The sequence below is a fragment of the Micromonospora sp. ATLC16 genome (assembly GCF_057196645.1).
In genome coordinates, this window is sequence record NZ_JBXUOW010000028.1 from 33,368 (window position 1) to 49,992 (window position 16,625).

Genomic DNA, 16,625 nt, shown 5'->3' on the forward strand with positions numbered 1-16,625 from the left:
CAGTAGGGGTGATCCCACCGGAGGTAGCCCTGGACGACGAGCAGTTCGTCACCCGCGCGCAGGCAGGTGACCTGGCGGCGTACGAGTCCCTGGTCGCTCGGCACACCGCGGCCGCGTACCGGACCGCGGTGCTGCTCGGCGCGGGCTCCGATGCCGAGGACGTCATCCAGGAGGCGTTCGTGAAGGGGTACCGCAAGCTCGACCGTTACCGAGGCGACTCGTCGTTCCGCTCCTGGTTGCTGGCCATCGTGGCGAACGAGACACGCAACCTGCACCGCACCCGGGAGCGGCGCAACGGCCTGGTGCTGCGTGCGGCGCGGGTGGCGTCGGGCTCGGAGATCGTCGAGGACGACGCCGTCGGCGCGGTCCTCGCCGGGGAGCGCCGAGCCGCCCTCGTGCGGGCCCTGCGGTCGCTGCCGTCGCGGGACCGCGAGGTGATCGTCTGTCGGTTTCTGCTGGACCTGACCGAGGACGAGACGGTCACCATGCTGGGCTGGCCCCGGGGCACCGTGAAGTCGCGTACCTCACGGGCACTTGTGAAACTGCGCGGCCTGCTCGCCGTCGAGGAGGTCAGCCATGGATGACCTGGAGCGGGAGCTGCGTGACCTGTCCGGCTGGTTGGCGACCCCCGAACCACCGGACGTCACGGCCCGGGTCCGTGCCCGGCTGGGCGCCGCACCAGCCGCCCGCCGCGACACGGGCCGCCGACGCTGGCGGTACTCGCTGGCGGCGGCCCTGGCCGCGCTACTGGTGGCGGCGCTGCCGCCGGGGCGGGCCGCGCTCGCCGACGCGATGGCGGGCCTGCTGCGCTTCGCCGGCGTCACCATCAGCACCTCGCCCGACCGGACGCCGCCGACCGGCGTTCCGTCGCCGCCGCCGGGGCAGCGCACCGCCACCCTCGACGAGGCGCGCCGGTTGGTGCGCTTCCCGATCCGGACACCGACCGTGCTGGGTCCACCCGAGCAGACCCTGCTGGCCGACCCGGACGGCACCGGCGGGTACCGGGTGGCGAGCCTGCTCTACCGGGCCGGCACCCTACGCCTGGACACCTTCGACGGCCGCCTCGATCCGGTCTTCTTCAAGCAGGCCGGCGGGTCGGACGCCGAGTGGACGCAGGTGGGTGCCGCCGAGGCGATCTGGCTCGGTGGCCCGCACCCGGTCTCCTACGTCGACCGCGACGGGGCCGTCCGCCAGGCGGGCGCCCGCCTCGCCGCCGCGACCCTGATCTGGGCGGACTCCGGGGTGACGTATCGATTGGAAGGCGATCTGACCATGGCCGAGGCGGTCGCCATCGCCACCACCCTGGGGTGACACCGCAGTACCAAATCGCCGCATCCCGTCGCGGTCGTGCGGTGTCGGTGACAATTCCGGGCAATCACGCCTGTAAGCGTGATCAACAAGCGCCGCCGGAGTCGCCCGGCTCCTCCGCCCGCCCGTGGTTCGGTATCGCCTTCGTAACGGGCCCACAACGATTCCTCCCGGACGAGCCGGATGAACGCCACCCTGAGTCCTACCGGGATTTTTCCGGGACCGGGATGCGAGCGATCAGGTCGCCGAAGCGACTCGGCGGAACTCCCGGTCCAGCTTCCGGACGATTCGGACCTCATTACAGACCAGTGCTTGTTAGCGCGAACACCCTGTCACGCAGAGCCACGTTCGCGGCCACCCTGCTACCGCCGCCGATGAGTCAGGCTGACCAGCGGGATCTTCAACCCGGCGCTAGGTCACGGAAGTTTCGGAAACGTGTCTTGTTTTTTTCGGACAAGTCTGCGACCGTTTTGGCCGTCGGTGGCCTGGGTCACTCCGAGGTTGATCGCGAGGCAAGCCCGGACCGGTGCCTGTCGACAGGAGACACCCCTTCGGCGCCGCCACGGTGCACCTACTGGCCGGCGGCTCGTTCGCAGGGGTTTTTCAGGTTGGCGGACTTGGCAGAGAGGAAGATTGATGAGGGCGAGAAAACTACTGGCTGTTTCGGTAGCCCTGGCAACGGGCGTCCTGGCGACGGCGGCCTGTGGCGGCGACGACTCGGACGGCCGCAACAGCGACGGCTCGGTCACGATGAGCTTCTGGCACAACGCCAGCACCGGGCCGGGTAAGGCGTTCTGGGAGAAGACGGTCGCGGACTTCGAGGCCGCCAACCAGAACGTGAAGATCGAGATTCAGTCGATCCAGAACGAGGACCTGGACGGCAAGCTCCAGACCGCCCTCAACTCCGGCGACGCCCCCGACGTGTTCATGCAGCGCGGCGGCGGCAAGATGGCCGCGATGGTCAAGGCCGGCCAGCTGATGGACCTCACCGACTCGATCACCGACGACACCAAAAAGGTGATCTCCGAGGGATCGTTCACGGCGCAGACGATCGAGGGCAAGGTCTACGCGATGCCGGTGGCGGTCCTGCCCGGCGGCTTCTTCTACAGCAAGGACCTGTTCGCCAAGGCGGGCATCGCCCAGCCACCGGCCACCCTCACCGAGCTCCAGGACGCCGTGACCAAGCTGAAGGCGGCAGACGTCCAGCCGATCGCACTCGGTGCCAAGGACGCCTGGCCGGCCGCCTTCTACTACTACTTCTTCGCGCTGCGTGAGTGCAGCTCGGAGACCATCACCCAGGCCGGTCAGACGATGACCTTCGACGACCCCTGCTGGCTCAAGGCCGGTCAGGACGTGCAGAACTTCGCCACGTCCGAGCCGTTCAACAACGGCTTCCTGACCACCTCCGCCCAGCAGGGTGCCGGCAGCTCCGCCGGTCTGCTCGCCAACAAGAAGGCGGCGATGGAGCTGATGGGCGCCTGGAACCCCGGCGTCATCGCCTCCCTGACCCCCGACCAGAAGCCACTGCCCGACCTGGGCTGGTTCCCCTTCCCCAGCATCGAGGGCGGCGCCGGTCAACCCGGCGCGATCCTCGGTGGTGTCGACGGCTACTCCTGCTCGGCCCAGGCCCCCAAGGCCGAGTGCACCGCCTTCCTGAACTACATGGCGAAGACCGATGTGCAGAAGGCCTACTACGAGGCGTTCAACGCGCCGCCGGTCAACAGCGAGGCGCAGGCCGCGGTCACCGAGTCGCACCTGCAGTCCATCCTCACCGCCTACAACCAGGCGCCGTTCGTCTCGCAGTGGCTCGACACGGTCTACGGGCAGAACGTCGGCAACGCCCTGAACACCGCCGTGGTGAACATGCTGGCCGGCAAGGGGGACCCGCCGAGCATCGTCGACGCGGTCAAGGCCGCCGCCAAGAGGGCGCAGTAGTCCGAACGCCATGTCTGAAACGCAACACGAGAGCGTACGGCTCGCGCCGGACCCGGCACCGGGTCTGACGAAGGTCGGGGGTGACACGCCTGGCGTGTCGCCCCCGGCCCGGCGCCGCCGCCGCAAGGGCATCGGTTGGCCGGCCCGGCTGGAAATCGCGCTGATGACAGGGCCGACACTTGTCGTGTTCCTGTCGTTCGTCATCCTGCCCGTGGCCATGGCCGCCTACTACGGCTTCTTCAGCTGGCAGGGCTACGGACCGGCCGAGACCTTCGTCGGCCTCCGCAACTACCTGCTGATCTTCGAAGACGGCACCTTCATCGACGCCCTGCGGCACAACGGCATCATCGTGGTGCTGTCCCTGCTGCTCCAGGGGCCGGCGGCCATCCTGCTCGCCCTGCTGCTCAACCGGCAGATGCGGGGGCAGACGCTGATCCGGGTGCTGGTCTTCATCCCCTACGTCATCGCCGAGGTGGTCGTCGGCACCGGCTGGAGCCTGATGTTGCACGGGGAGGGCGTGGTCAACGCCGTCCTCGAGAAGATCGGTCTCGGCTGGCTGCAGAACGACTGGCTCTCCGATCCGAAGATCGCCATGTGGACGCTGATGGGCATCCTCACCTGGAAGTACATCGGCTTCGCCGTCATCCTCTTCCTCGCCGGGCTACAGGGCATCCCGGAGGAGCTGACGGAGGCCGCAGCGATCGACGGCGCGTCGTTCTGGCAGATCCAGCGACGCATCACGCTGCCGCTGCTCGGGCCGACGATCCGCATCTGGGCCTTCCTGTCGATGATCGGCGCCCTGCAACTGTTCGACCTGGTCTACATCATCTGGGGCCAGTACGTGGCGGCGACCGCCGGGACGTCGACGATGGCCACCTACATGGTGGCCAACGGACGAAACGCGGGCGAGTACGGGTACGGCAACGCGGTCGCCGTGGTCCTGTTCTTCATCTCGCTCTTCGCCGCCCTGCTGTACCAGCGATTCATCCTGCGCCGGGATACCGAGGGCGCGATCACCGGAGGGAGGCGCTGATGGCCGTGACCGCCGTAGCCGGACGCGGGGCGCCGCGCAGGTCGTCCCGGTCCAAAAAGCCGTTCAGCTGGACGGACCCGTCGGTGTACTTCGTCGCGCTGCTGCTCATCGCGACGATGCTGGCCCCGGTCGTCTACATCATCCTGGGCGGCTTCCGCACCAACGCGGAGATCACCACCGACCCGGCCGGGCTGCCCACCACCTGGCAGACCCAGAACTACCTGGACGTGCTGACCGGCAGCACCTTCTGGCAGCAGGTCGCCAACTCCACGATCGTGGCCTTGGCCACCACGGTCGGGGTGGTCACGCTCGGTCTGATGACCAGCTTCATCATCGCGCGTTACCGCTTCTGGGGACGGGGGGCGATGTACGCGCTGTTCGCCGCCGGTCTGATGTTCCCGCTGACCGTGGCGATCACCCCGCTGTACATCCTGGTCAAGAACCTCGGGCTGATGAACACGCTGCCCGGGGTGATCCTGCCGCAGATCGGGTTCGGCATCCCGCTGACCATCATCATCCTGGTCCCGTTCGTACGGGCGATCCCCGACGAGATCCAGGAGGCCGCGTCGATCGACGGTTGCAGCCGACTCGGCTTCTTCTGGCGGATGATGTTTCCGCTGGCCATGCCCGGCGTCATCACCGTGGCCATCCTGACCTTCATCCAGAGTTGGAACGGGTACCTCCTGCCGCTGTTCATCCTGAACCGGGAGGAGACCTTCACGCTGCCCCTCGGCGTGCAGGCCTTCGCCTCGGAGTACTCGGTCGACACGGCCAAGGTTCTGGCGTTCACCTCCCTGTCGATGATCCCGGCGCTGGTCTTCTTCAGCCTGTTCCAACGCCGGATCGTCGGCGGTCTGACCGGAGCCGTGAAGGGCTGACGGTCAGTCAGCGGAGACGGCGGCATCTCCCCCGGCACGCCCGGCCGCCTCGGTCAGACGCAGGTCCGACCGAGGCGGCCGCCCACCTCCTCGGTGCCGCCGAGGACGTCCTGGCACTCGGGCCGAGGGAGGCCGAAATCCGGCCACGCAATCGCAGAACGCGTCCGGGAACGTTGAATCCCGTCCGCGCCCGCCGGAGATTCCGGCTTCAGACCTGGCCCGCCAGATCCTGTGCCCGTTCGGTCATGACCCGGTGAGGCAGTACCGCTTGGAGTCGTCATGTCACTGGTCGCCGTTCCGATGGTCCCACCGACCGGGACCGGCGGGACGTGCCCGGTCGCCGGACGAGTCCGTGCCAGGGCGAGGCCGACGTGGACCGGGCCTGGGCGGCGGGAATCACCCGGGAGTCCACACCCAGCAGGCGTTCGACCACCCCATCGACGCCGGTCTCCTCGGCAACCTCCCGAAGACCCGGAGCGGCCGGAGACGCCGCCGCGCTGGTCAGATGTTGGCGAGCAGCACGTCGAGTGGCTGGGGCACGGTGTCCCGGGCGACAGCGGCCTCGACGAGCAGGCGGGCGTAGCGCAGGTTGCGGCGCGAACTGCTGCGCAGGAACCGCCACAGCTGCGCGTCGGGATCCCGACCGCGCCAGGCGGGCTGGCTCTGGAACCCACGGAACAGCCGCAGCTCGCCCTGGGCCTCGAAGAGGGCTTCGACATCCGCGCTGCCGACGGCACGGATCAGCTCGTCCTCCAGGTCGTCGACGCAGACCTGGAACCCGAGTTGCGCCATTTCGGCTCGACTGCGAGGCGTACCGACACCCGCCTCGGTCAGCCCACGCCGGAAGATCTCCTCCTCCCGCAGGTCGCAGAGGCCGGCGAGGCGCAAATCGGTCCCGGGTGGACCCAGCCTGGTCAGGAAGCGACCGATCGCGTGGGCACCGCCGATCGGAACGATGACGATCCGTTCGGCGGCGAGATCGCGGCCACGACCGGCCGCCAGCGTCTCCAGGGCGATCTGGTCGCTGATGCCCTCCACGAGCACCGCGGCCACGGCCGACTCGGCCTGCGCCAGAGCCCGGGCGGTGGCCTGCATCGATGCGGCATTGCCGCCCAACGGCCCGTCCAGACCGATCCGGGCCGGCTCGCGACGCGAGGTGACATCCATGGCGGCCTCCCCCCGTCCGATCGGCCGTGGAGCAACGCGACGGGCGACAAAGACAAAGGCAGATAGTCGCCAGGCCGATCTCGTCAGGCGCAGTGTAGGTGTTCAGCCGTCGGCCCGCGCGTTGCCGACAGTCGCGAGGTCGCGTAGGGCGAAGCGCAGGTGCTCCCACTCCTCGCCGAGGATCACGTGCAGGCAGCGCCGGACCGACACCTAGGTCTCGGCTGACCACGGGTTGCGTCGAGGCTCGGCGAGCAGTTCCGGGGTGACGGTGGCGAGGAACTCGCGGACCATGGCCTGCCGCTCGGCCCGCAGGTCGAGCACGTCGGCCGCAGTCCCTCCCGATCCTCGGCCTGCCTCACGCACCTCGACGCCGCGCATCACCGCCCCGGCCGACGTCGACCTGGTGAACCGTGCCCCCTCCAGGTCCCGGTCGACGAACTCCTGCACCATCCGGACTCCTCCCGTGAACGAATCGCGGTGACAGTAGCCCGGAGGTAGGACCTCACCGTCCGGTCACTGATCCGCACGGACGTCTTCTCCACCTACCTGGCCGAGCAGAACGACGGACAGTCCGCCGGGCTGCGGGGTGATCAGGACACCCGAGCACGGCAACGTCGTCACGGGCGTACCCGACGGCAGCCACCTGCGCTGGGCGAACGTCAACTTCGCGGACGGCTCGGCGGCGGACTTCGCCGATCAGGAGGGCCAGCTGCGCCTGCACGTCACCGTGGCTCCGAAGGCCGGCGGCGTCCTCTTCACCGTCGACCGCGCCGAGTTCAGCGACTGAGCGCCGACGGTGGTTGGCTACCGTCTTCTGTAGAGTCCTTGGATCCGCCAAGGGCGTCGTGACCGCTGGGGGTCAACCGCCTGGCCGCCACCGAGATGAGGTCGGGAATGGTCGACGTAGATCAGCAACGCCGCAGCACCATCGCGACGGTGTTGGCCAGGGCGCTGCCCGACACCGCCGCGGACGTGCCGCTGGCGATGGCGCGCGAGATCCTCGACGTGCTGCCCGACCTGCGTCTGCTTGACGACGCCCGCGCTGCCCAGACCACGCTGGAGCAGACGGTCGAGCGAGTACAGGCGGAGCTGGACCGCAGCCCCTGGACGGTCGAGTTGCCGCCGCCGGGGACCGATCTCAGCGAGGCGTTGCGGGACGAGGCCCGGCTGCTGCGGCGAGACACCGCGACGAGGACCGGCCCCAATGCCATCGGATTCGCCGCCGGACGTGACGCCTTCGTGCGCTCCCTGGAGGCACGCGCCTCCACCGTGCCCTCGCAGTCGCGCCCGGACCCCGCCGGCAACAGTCCGGCACCTTCGGTGCCGGACGACCGCCCCAACAGTGTGCGGCTCGCCGTCGAGCTACGCGTCGCGGGGTGGCCGGCCGATCCGGCGGTGCGGGAGAGACATCGGCGCACCCTGGTCGGCAACGAACTCGTCCGCTACGGTCTCGACACCGGGGTGGACTCGACCGAGCTGGCGTCAACCGTCGCCGATCTCGTGCTGGCCGCGCTACCGGAGATCGACACCCTGCCGGAGGCCCTGGGCGGCCTGCGGGCCAGAGAGGACGAGCTGCGCTCTCTCTGGCAGCGACTTGCCGAGGAGCAGGCGAACTGCGGGCTCACCGAGCCCGAGATACGCTGGCGCAACGCGCTGGCCAGGGAGTTGCGCCAGCAGGCCGACTCGGTGACACCGAACGCCGGGATGACCGACAGTTTCACCATCGGCTTCAGCCTCGCCGGTCAGGCCCTGGCCCGCAAGCTACGCGCCCGAGCCGACGAGATCATCGTCCTGCCCGTCCCGACCGACCCCTGGGCGCTGCCGAAGGGCCACGACGAGCCCGACTCCTGACCACCCAGCCGACGCACGGGTGCCCCGGGTGCCGCCCGGCGCGGCACCCGGGGCGTCCCGGGCCCCGTCGGCCCGCTTATCCGCGCACCGCGACGGTGTCGGCCGTCGCGGTGCGCCGCTGGTGGGAGCGGATCAGCTCGGCGTAGCGGTGACCGCTGGCCTTGACCGTCCGCCGTTGGGTGGCGTAGTCGACGTGCACCAGACCGAACCGCTTGTCGTAGCCGTACGCCCATTCGAAGTTGTCCAGCAGCGACCAGGCGAAGTAGCCGGCCAGCGGCACACCCCGGCCGACCGCCGCGGCGCAGGCGGCCAGGTGTCGTTCCAGGTGGTCGGTGCGCTCGGTGTCGTCGACCGTGCCGCCGGCGGTGACCACGTCCGGCCAGGCCGAGCCGCTCTCGGTGACCAGGATCCGGGCCGGGCCGTACTCCTGGCTCACCTCGACAAGCAACCGTTCCAGGCTCTCGGGGTGCACCTCCCAGTCCATCGCGGTGTGCGCCGCGCCGGGCACCGGGACCTGCCGGGCGTACGGCGCCGGTCCGTCCGGATCGTCGGCTGCCACCTGCCGGAAGTAGTAGTTGACGCCGAGGAAGTCGGCCGGTGCGGCGATAACCGCGAGGTCGTCGCCGCGTACCGGCGGCTCGACGCCGTAGGTGTCGACCATGTCGGCCGGGTAGCCGCGACCGTGCAGCGGGTCCAGCCACCAGCGGTTGACGTGCCCATCCATCCGTTGGGCGGCGGCCACGTCCGCGGGGCGGTCGCTGGCCGCGTCGATCGGGCTCAGGTTCAGCACCGGGCCGATCGACGCCGGCCGGTCCGCGTGGGCACGGATCGCGGCAGTGGCCAGGCCGTGCCCGAGCAGCACGTGGTGGGCGGCGGACACGGCCCGGCCCAGGTCCCGCTCGCCGGGAGCCATCCGGCCTTCCAGGTGGCCGATCCAGGCGATGCAGAGCGGCTCGTTGACGGTGCACCAGTCGGTCACCCGGTCGCCGAGGCGGGCGGCGACCACGGCGGCGTAGTCGGCGAACGCCTCGGCGGTCTCCCGGCGCGGCCAGCCGCCCCGGTCCTGCAACGCCTGCGGCAGATCCCAGTGGTAGAGGGTGACGTACGGCCGGATGCCGGCGGCCAGCAGCCCGTCGGTCAGGCGGTCGTAGAAGTCCAGGCCGGCGGCGTTGACCCGGCCGACCCCGTCGGGTCGGACCCGGGGCCAGGCCACCGAGAAACGGTACGCACCGACGCCGAGGCCCCGCATCAGCGCCACGTCCTGCGGCCACCGGTGGTAGTGCTCGCAGGCCACCTCGCCGGTGTCGCCGTTGTCGATCGCGCCGGGCCGGGTGCAGAAGGTGTCCCAGATGGAGGGTTCACGGCCGTCGGCGGTGACGGCGCCCTCGATCTGGTAGGCCGAGGTGGCGACACCCCAGTGAAAGTCGGGCGGCAGCGTGGACAGATCCGGCACGAGCGGTTTCCCCTCGGTTCTGGTGGTGGACGGACTCACTTGACCGCTCCTGCGGTCAGACCGGCGACGAAGTACCGCTGCAACGCCAGGAACCCGGCGACCACCGGCACGCTCACCACCAGCGAGGCGGCCATCACCTGGTTCCAGTAGACGTTGAACTGGGTGGAGTAGCCCTGCAGGCCGACGGCGAGGGTACGGCTGTCCTCGTTCGTCAGCACCGAGGCGAACAGCACCTCACCCCAGGCGGTCATGAAGGCGTACACGGTCACCGCGACCACGCCGGGCACCGCGGCCGGCAGCACCACCTGGAACAAGGTGCGCAACGGGCCGGCGCCGTCGACCTGGGCGGCCTCGTCCAGGCCGCGCGGGATCGAGTCGAAGTAGCCGACCAGCATCCAGATCGAGAACGGCAGCGAGAAGGTCAGGTACGTGATGATCAGGCCGGTACGGCTGGCGTAGAGCGCGATGCCGGTGGCGTTGCCGAGGTTGACGTAGATCAGGAACAGCGGCAACAGGAACAGGATGCCGGGGAACATCTGGGTCGACAGCACGGTCACCGAGAAGACCTGCCGACCCCGGAACCGGTAGCGGCTGACCGCGTACGCGGCGAAGATCGCCACGCTGACCGAGAAGATGGCGGCGACGCTGGCCACCAGCAGGCTGTTGAGCAGATAGCGGCCGAGCGGGACCGTCGACCACATGTCCACGAACGCCTGCACGGTGGGACGCCGGGGCCACCAGGTGAAGGCGCCCTGCACGTCCTGCAACGGTTTGAGCGCCGAGCTGATCATCACGTAGAGCGGGACGAGGACGAAGCCGGCGAGCAGGGTCAGCACGATCCGGCGCGACCAGCGCTCCGCGGCGGTCTCACGCATCGTTCCTCCGTCGGTTGGTCAGCAGCAGGTATCCGGCGGTGACCAGGAGCAGGAACAGCAGCAGCACCACCGACATGGCCGAGCCGGTGCCGAAGTCCCAGGTCTGGAACGAGCTGCGGTAGATGTGCAGTGAGATGAGGTCGGCCTCGGCCGGGGCGGAGCCACCGAAGAGGACGTACGGGGTGTTGAAGTCGTTGAAGGTCCAGAGAAAGAGCACCAGCAGCAGGACCAGGTTCACCGGGCGCAGCATCGGCAGGGTCACCGAGCGCAGCCGTCGCCAGAACCCGGCGCCGTCCATCGCGGCGGCCTCGTACAGCTCGTCCGGAATGTTCTGCAAACCGGCCATCACGCAGAGGAAGGCGAACGGCCAGGTCCGCCAGATCGAGACGATCAGCAGAGCCACGAAGCTGTTGTCGCCGATCAGCCAGAACGGCGGCTCGTCGAGCAGGCCCAGCTGGTCGACGAGAACGTGGTTGACCAGGCCGGTGTCGCGCTGGAAGAGGAAGGTCCAGGTGATCACCGCGGTGTAGACCGGCAGGGCGTACGGGGTGAGGAAGAGCGCCCGCAGCACGGCCCGGCCCCGGAACGGTCGTTGCAGCAGCACGGCACCGGTGGTGCCGAGCACCCAGGACAGGCCCACCGACAGCACCGTGTAGAGCACGGTGACCCGGAACGAGCGGAGCAGCTCGGCTCCGGCGGCGGAGTTGAGGTCGAACACCACCCGGTAGTTGTCCAGCCCGACGAAGGGCGCGCCGGACCAGTCGCGAATGTGGAACTGGGTCAGTTCCAGCAGGCTCATCCAGGCACCGACGAGCATCGGGACGACGTGGATCGCCAGCTCCAGCACGACGGCCGGGGCGAGCAGCAGGTACGGCAGCAGGGACCGGCGGGGCCGGCGGGCTGCGGGTCGGGCCGGCCGGCCGGTGCCGACGGCACGATCGGCGGCGGGTGGCGAGGTGGTGGTGGTCATCGAGGTCCCTTCGCGGGCTGGCCGTGGGAGGGTCGGCGGCACCTCCCACGGCCAGCGGTCCGTGGTCAGCGCATCTGCTGCTGGGCCCGGGTCAGCTTCTCCCGGACGCTGTCCTCGGTGACCGGCCTGCCGCCGGCCGCGTCAGCGAAGAGTTCCTTGATGGCGGTGCCGACCAACGTCTCGAAGGTGCTCTCCTCGGGCACCTGCGGCAGCGGCGCCGCGGTGGTGGCCAGGGTCTGCGCGAGGACCTTCTGCTCGTCGGCGGCGAACGCCGGGTCGGCCGCGACGGTGCCGACCGCCGGCAGTGAGCCGTACGTCTTGTTCAACGTGACCTGCTCGGCGTCGCTGGTCATGAACTTGACGAACTCCAACGCCCCGTCGAGGTTCTTGGTGTGCTTGAACACCGCGATGTTGATCCCGGCGACCATGCTGTTGACCTGCTTGCCACCGGCCGGCGGGCTGGCCAGGAACGGCACCGGAGCCACTCCGTAGGCGTCGGCCGCCATGTTCTGTGACTTGAGGTTCGCGCCGGCGGCCTGCCAGAGCAGCATCGCGGCCTTGCCGTTGGCGAGGTCGGAGACGGACTGGTTCTGCGCGTACTCGGCGTTGCTCGGGTTGACGATCTTGTCAACGGCCATCAGGTCGACGTAGCGCTTGACGGCAGCGACGTTCTGCGGGGTGTCGAAGGTCGGCGTGCCGGCGGCGTCGAACCACTCACCGCCGTGCTGCTGGGCGAAGGTGAAGGCGTGGTGGGCGTTCTCCGAAGGGTTGGCACCCTCCACGGCGAGGCCCCATTTGCCGTCGCCGGTGAGCTTCCGGCCGACCTCGGCCACCTCCTCCCAGGTCGTCGGCGGGGCGGTGATGCCGGCGTCGGCGAAGGACTGCTTGTTGTAGTAGAGCGCGTAGGCGAGGCTGTAGAGCGGTACGGCGGCCGGCGGCTTGTCGGGCGCTCCGGCGGCGGCGAGCGCGGCGGAGACGAAGCGGTCCTTACCGCCGACCTTGTCGAGGGTGGCGTCGTCGAACTCGACGAGCGCGCCGGTGGCCTGCAGCGAGGCCGACCAGGTGTTGCCGATGTTCACCACGTCCGGGCCCTGCCCGGTGGTGGCGGCGGCCAGCAGTCGGTTGAGCAGGTCGGACCAGGGTACGACCTCGACGTTGACCTTGATGCCGGTCTGCTGTTCGAACTTGTCCAGCTCGGGCTGGAGGATCTCCTTGTCGGCCTCCAGACTGGCGCCCTGGTTGCTGGCCCAGTACGTGAGGGTCTTGCCGCCGTCGCCCGGCTCGTCGCCGGAGCCACAGGCGGTCAGCGACGCGGCGGCCAGGACGGTCGCGGTGAGCATCGCGAGGTGTCGTCTCGACACGGTCTGCCCCTTCGGTCTCAGGGTCGTGGTGGTGGAGAAGGAAGTTACATCACGTCTTAATTAATGTCGTCATTAAAATGGTTCGGCGGGTGGTCGTCAAGCACGGGGGTCGTAAAGTCGCCCGGGGCGGCCGACGGGATGAGGTGACACGTGGAGCTGGCGCGGGCGACGAATCGCAGCGTCCGGTTGCGCAACCGGTCGGCCCTGCTGTCTCGGATCTTCCTCGACGGACCGCTGACCCGGCAGGATCTCGTTCGGAGCACCGGGCTCAGCCAGCCGGCGGTCAGCAACGTGGTCGGCGACCTGATCGACGAGGGCCTGGTGATGGAGGCCGGCGCCGCCGAGTCCGACGGTGGCCGGCCGAGCATGATGCTGCGGGTGGCACCGCGCCACGCCGTCGTGGTCGGTGTCGACGTGGGCGAGACCCGGGTACGCGTCGAACTGTTCGACCTCACGATGACCGTGCTGGGCAGCGTCGAGTACCCGCTGGAGCACAACGGCACCGAGCCGGCGACGGTGGCCGAGCACGTGCTGGCCGGCATCGACCGGGTGCTGGCCGACTCCGGGGTCGCCCGGTCCGAGGTGCTGGGCGTCGGCATCGGCGTCTCCGGGGTGGTCGAACAGGGCACCCACGCGGTCGTGGACGCGCAGACCCTGGGCTGGCACCGGGTGCCGCTGGAACGGCTGATCGCCGAGGGCACCGATCTGCCCCTGCACCTCGACAACGGGGCGAAGACCCTCGGCCAGGCCGAGATGTGGTTCGGTGCGGGACGGGGTGCCCGCCATGCCGTGTTCGCCCTGGTCGGCTCCGGCGTGGGCGCGGCCGTGGTGACCAACGGCGTCACCTACCGGGGCACGTCCAGCAGCGCTGGCGAGTGGGGTCACACCACCCTGGTGTACGGCGGCCGGTCGTGCCGCTGCGGCGCTCGGGGCTGTCTGGAGGCGTACGTCGGCGCCGAGGCGGTCATCGACCGCTACCGGGAGGCCCGGCGCGGCCGACCGGTGCCCGGCGAGGACGAGGAGTCCCAGCTCGGCGCGCTGGTGGCGGCGGCGGAGAAGTCGGAGACCGCGCGGCGGGTACTCGACGAGACCGCCGACTACCTGGGCGCCGGTGTGGCCAACCTGATCAACCTGTTCAACCCGGAGCGGGTGGTGCTGGGCGGCTGGGCCGCGATGGCGCTGGGGGGCCTGCTACCCGCCATCCGCGCGGCCGCCGGCCGCCAGGCGCTCCGCGCACCGTACGCACAGGCCACCATCGAACTGGGCCGGCTCGGCGTCGACGCCGTCGCGCTCGGCGCCGCCACCCTCCCGATCGCCCGCCTGCTCGCCAACGGCGGCACGCACCGCTGAGTGAGGTTAACCCAGGGTCATCAATAGGGTGAATTTGGATCGATGCCTTGACGGCGGCGCAACATCGCCGCAACACTCGTCGGCAAGCGCGCTTTCCACAGCGGTGCCAACCCGGCGGCATCGTGTGAAAGCGTCAGCCCGTCCCGAATCCCCGTCGCGCCCGTCGTCAGCAGCCCTCGACCGACAGGCGACGTCATGACACCACCCGTTTCCCTCGTACCAACCACGCCCGGCCGCAGACCACGCACCCGCAGCCTGCTCGCCGGCCTGGCGGTGGCTCTGGTGGCCGCGCTGGTCCCGACCGTCGGCGCGGCCCCCGCCCAGGCCGCACCGGTTCTGCTCTCCCAGGGCCGGCCGGCCACCGCCTCCTCCACCGAAGGCGGCACCTTCCCCGCATCGGCGGCCGTTGACGGCTCCACCGGCACCCGCTGGTCCAGCGCCTTCAGCGACCCGCAGTGGCTCCAGGTCGACCTTGGTAGCCGCGCCACCATCACCGGCGTCACCCTGAGCTGGGAGGCCGCGTACGCCCGTGCCTTCCGGATCCAGACCTCCGACGACGGCACCGCCTGGAAGACCATCCACAGCACCACGACCGGCGGTGGCGGAACCCAGACGCTCACCGTCACCGGCAGTGGTCGCTACGTCCGGATGTACGGCACCCAACGAGCCACCGGTTACGGCTACTCGCTGTGGGAGTTCCAGGTCTTCGGCGAGTTCGGCGGTGGCGGACCTGGCGACCCGGTCGAACCGACCGATCCACGGAACCCGAACTTCGGCCCGAACACGTACGTCTTCGATCCCGCCACCCCCACCGCCACCATCCAGAGCCGGCTGAACACCATCTACAGCCAGCAGGAGACCAACCAGTTCGGCCCGCAGCGGTACGCCGTGCTGTTCAAGCCGGGCAACTACACCGCCGACGTCAACCTCGGCTTCTTCACCCAGGTCGCCGGGCTCGGCATGTCCCCGGACGACGTCAACCTCAACGGGCACGTCCGCGCCGAAGCGGCCTGGTTCGACGGCAACGCCACGCAGAACTTCTGGCGGGCCGCCGAGAACCTGTCGGTGACCCTGCCCGCCGGGGTGACCGTCGAGCGGTGGGCGGTGTCCCAGGCCGCGCCGTACCGGCGGATGCACCTGCGCGGCGCGCAGAACCAGATCCAGCTCTGGGACGGGTACACCGGTTGGGCCAGCGGTGGGCTGATGGCCGACACCCGCATCGACGGGCTGGTGGTCTCGGGCTCGCAGCAGCAGTGGTACTCGCGCAACAGCGAGTTCGGCAACGGCTGGACCGGCTCGGTGTGGAACATGGTGTTCCAGGGGGTCGCCGGTGCGCCGACGCCGAACTTCCCCAACCCGTCGCACACCGTCATCCCCACCACCCCGCTGGTCCGGGAGAAGCCGTTCCTCTACGTCGACGGCACCGGCGCGTACCGGGTCTTCGTGCCGGCGCTGCGGGCCAACTCCTCCGGCACCAGCTGGTACAACAAGACCCCGGCCGGCTCGTCCATCTCGCTGGCCGACTTCTTCATCGTCCGGCCGGGCACCTCGGCAGCGACCATCAACAACGCCCTGGCCCAGGGTCGGCACCTGCTGTTCACCCCGGGCGTGCACCGGGTAACCGAGCCGATCCAGGTCAACCGGGCCAACACCGTCGTCCTCGGCCTCGGGCTGGCCACCATCCAGGCCGACAACGGCACCGTCGCGATGCGGGTCGCCGACGTCGACGGGGTCAAGGTCGCCGGCATCATGTTCGAGGCCGGTGCCGTCAGCTCCCCGGTGCTGATGGAGGTGGGCCCGACCGGTTCCTCGGCCAGCCACGCCGCCAATCCCACCTCGCTGCACGACGTCTTCTTCCGCATCGGCGGGCCGGGCGTCGGCCGCGCCGCCACCAGCCTGGTCGTCAACAGCGACAACGTCATCGGCGACCACATGTGGCTGTGGCGGGCCGACCACGGCGACGGCGTCGGCTGGACGGTCAACACCGCCGACACCGGGCTGATCGTCAACGGCGACAACGTCACCATGTACGGCCTCTTCGTCGAGCACTACCAGAAGTACCAGACCATCTGGAACGGCAACGGCGGGCGGACGTACTTCTACCAGAACGAACTGCCGTACGACCCGCCCAACCAGGCGGCCTGGATGAACGGCTCGACCCGGGGCTACGCCGCGTACAAGGTGGCCGACTCGGTGACCAGTCACCAGGCGTGGGGGCTGGGCAGTTACGCCTACTTCAACGTCGACCCGTCGGTGGTCGCCGAGCGGTCGTTCGAGGTGCCGAACAATCCGAACGTGCGGTTCACCAACATGGTGACCGTGTCTCTCGGCGGCGTCGGCACGATCAATCGGATGATCAACAATGTCGGCAGCACGGTCAACGCCAGCAACCAGGTGTCGTACCTGACCACGTATCCGTAGCCGGTGGCGGGCCCGGCCGGTGA

15 protein-coding genes are annotated in these 16,625 nt (G+C 69.7%); 9 read left to right on the forward strand and 6 right to left on the reverse strand.

Annotated elements, in window-relative coordinates:
* The first annotated feature begins 8 nt into the window (after positions 1–8).
* From AC2CHE_RS14195 to AC2CHE_RS14215, 5 genes are all read left to right on the forward strand, one after another.
* Positions 9–584 (forward strand): RNA polymerase sigma factor, encoded by a 576-nt coding sequence (locus AC2CHE_RS14195; protein ID WP_374224559.1) that lies wholly within the window; start codon positions 9–11, stop codon positions 582–584.
* Positions 577–1,311 (forward strand): hypothetical protein, encoded by a 735-nt coding sequence (locus tag AC2CHE_RS14200; protein WP_484505367.1) that lies wholly within the window; start codon positions 577–579, stop codon positions 1,309–1,311. Before AC2CHE_RS14195 ends, AC2CHE_RS14200 begins: the two co-directional genes overlap by 8 nt.
* Before the next feature lie 633 nt (positions 1,312–1,944).
* Positions 1,945–3,243: an ABC transporter substrate-binding protein gene (locus AC2CHE_RS14205; RefSeq protein WP_484505368.1), complete on the forward strand. Its 1,299-nt coding sequence runs from the start codon at positions 1,945–1,947 to the stop codon at positions 3,241–3,243.
* A 10-nt stretch (positions 3,244–3,253) separates the two neighbouring features.
* The gene (locus tag AC2CHE_RS14210) at positions 3,254–4,276 is read left to right on the forward strand and encodes a carbohydrate ABC transporter permease (RefSeq protein ID WP_484505369.1); all 1,023 of its coding nucleotides are present in this window, start codon (positions 3,254–3,256) and stop codon (positions 4,274–4,276) included.
* Positions 4,276–5,154: a carbohydrate ABC transporter permease gene (locus AC2CHE_RS14215; RefSeq protein WP_484505370.1), complete on the forward strand. Its 879-nt coding sequence runs from the start codon at positions 4,276–4,278 to the stop codon at positions 5,152–5,154. Before AC2CHE_RS14210 ends, AC2CHE_RS14215 begins: the two co-directional genes overlap by 1 nt.
* 501 nt (positions 5,155–5,655) lie before the next feature.
* Here AC2CHE_RS14215 and AC2CHE_RS14220 read toward each other — a convergent pair.
* Together AC2CHE_RS14220 and AC2CHE_RS14225 are read right to left on the reverse strand one after the other, a co-directional pair.
* Positions 5,656–6,321: a TOPRIM nucleotidyl transferase/hydrolase domain-containing protein gene (locus AC2CHE_RS14220; protein ID WP_484505371.1), complete on the reverse strand. Its 666-nt coding sequence runs from the start codon at positions 6,319–6,321 to the stop codon at positions 5,656–5,658.
* A gap of 210 nt (positions 6,322–6,531) precedes the next feature.
* Entirely contained in the window at positions 6,532–6,771 is a 240-nt protein-coding gene (locus tag AC2CHE_RS14225) for a hypothetical protein (RefSeq protein ID WP_484505372.1), read from the reverse strand.
* A 136-nt stretch (positions 6,772–6,907) separates the two neighbouring features.
* On the opposite strand from AC2CHE_RS14225, the gene AC2CHE_RS14230 reads away from it, so the two are divergent.
* Positions 6,908–7,108 (forward strand): hypothetical protein, encoded by a 201-nt coding sequence (locus AC2CHE_RS14230; RefSeq protein WP_484505373.1) that lies wholly within the window; start codon positions 6,908–6,910, stop codon positions 7,106–7,108.
* Positions 7,109–7,215: 107 nt separating this feature from the next.
* A complete protein-coding gene (locus AC2CHE_RS14235) occupies positions 7,216–8,172 on the forward strand; it encodes a hypothetical protein (protein WP_484505374.1) in 957 nt (318 codons plus the stop codon).
* Positions 8,173–8,248: 76 nt separating this feature from the next.
* Here AC2CHE_RS14235 and AC2CHE_RS14240 read toward each other — a convergent pair whose 3' ends face one another.
* From AC2CHE_RS14240 to AC2CHE_RS14255, 4 genes are all read right to left on the reverse strand, one after another.
* Complete coding sequence (locus tag AC2CHE_RS14240; protein ID WP_484505375.1) at positions 8,249–9,664, reverse strand: GH1 family beta-glucosidase; 1,416 nt, start codon at positions 9,662–9,664, stop codon at positions 8,249–8,251.
* On the reverse strand, positions 9,661–10,500 hold the full coding sequence (locus AC2CHE_RS14245) for a carbohydrate ABC transporter permease (RefSeq protein ID WP_484505376.1): 840 nt from the start codon (positions 10,498–10,500) through the stop codon (positions 9,661–9,663). Before AC2CHE_RS14245 ends, AC2CHE_RS14240 begins: the two co-directional genes overlap by 4 nt.
* Positions 10,493–11,470, reverse strand: coding sequence for a carbohydrate ABC transporter permease (locus tag AC2CHE_RS14250; protein ID WP_484505377.1), 978 nt, complete (start codon positions 11,468–11,470; stop codon positions 10,493–10,495). Before AC2CHE_RS14250 ends, AC2CHE_RS14245 begins: the two co-directional genes overlap by 8 nt.
* 65 nt (positions 11,471–11,535) lie before the next feature.
* Positions 11,536–12,831: an ABC transporter substrate-binding protein gene (locus AC2CHE_RS14255; RefSeq protein ID WP_484505378.1), complete on the reverse strand. Its 1,296-nt coding sequence runs from the start codon at positions 12,829–12,831 to the stop codon at positions 11,536–11,538.
* A gap of 150 nt (positions 12,832–12,981) precedes the next feature.
* Here AC2CHE_RS14255 and AC2CHE_RS14260 point away from each other — a divergent pair, with 150 nt between their 5' ends.
* Positions 12,982–14,181 carry an ROK family transcriptional regulator gene (locus AC2CHE_RS14260; protein ID WP_484505379.1) on the forward strand — a complete coding sequence of 400 codons (1,200 nt, stop codon included), beginning with the start codon at positions 12,982–12,984 and terminating at the stop codon, positions 14,179–14,181.
* Positions 14,182–14,376: 195 nt separating this feature from the next.
* Positions 14,377–16,602, forward strand: a complete 2,226-nt coding sequence (locus AC2CHE_RS14265; protein WP_484505380.1) for a discoidin domain-containing protein — start codon at positions 14,377–14,379, stop codon at positions 16,600–16,602.
* Positions 16,603–16,625: the final 23 nt, after the last annotated feature.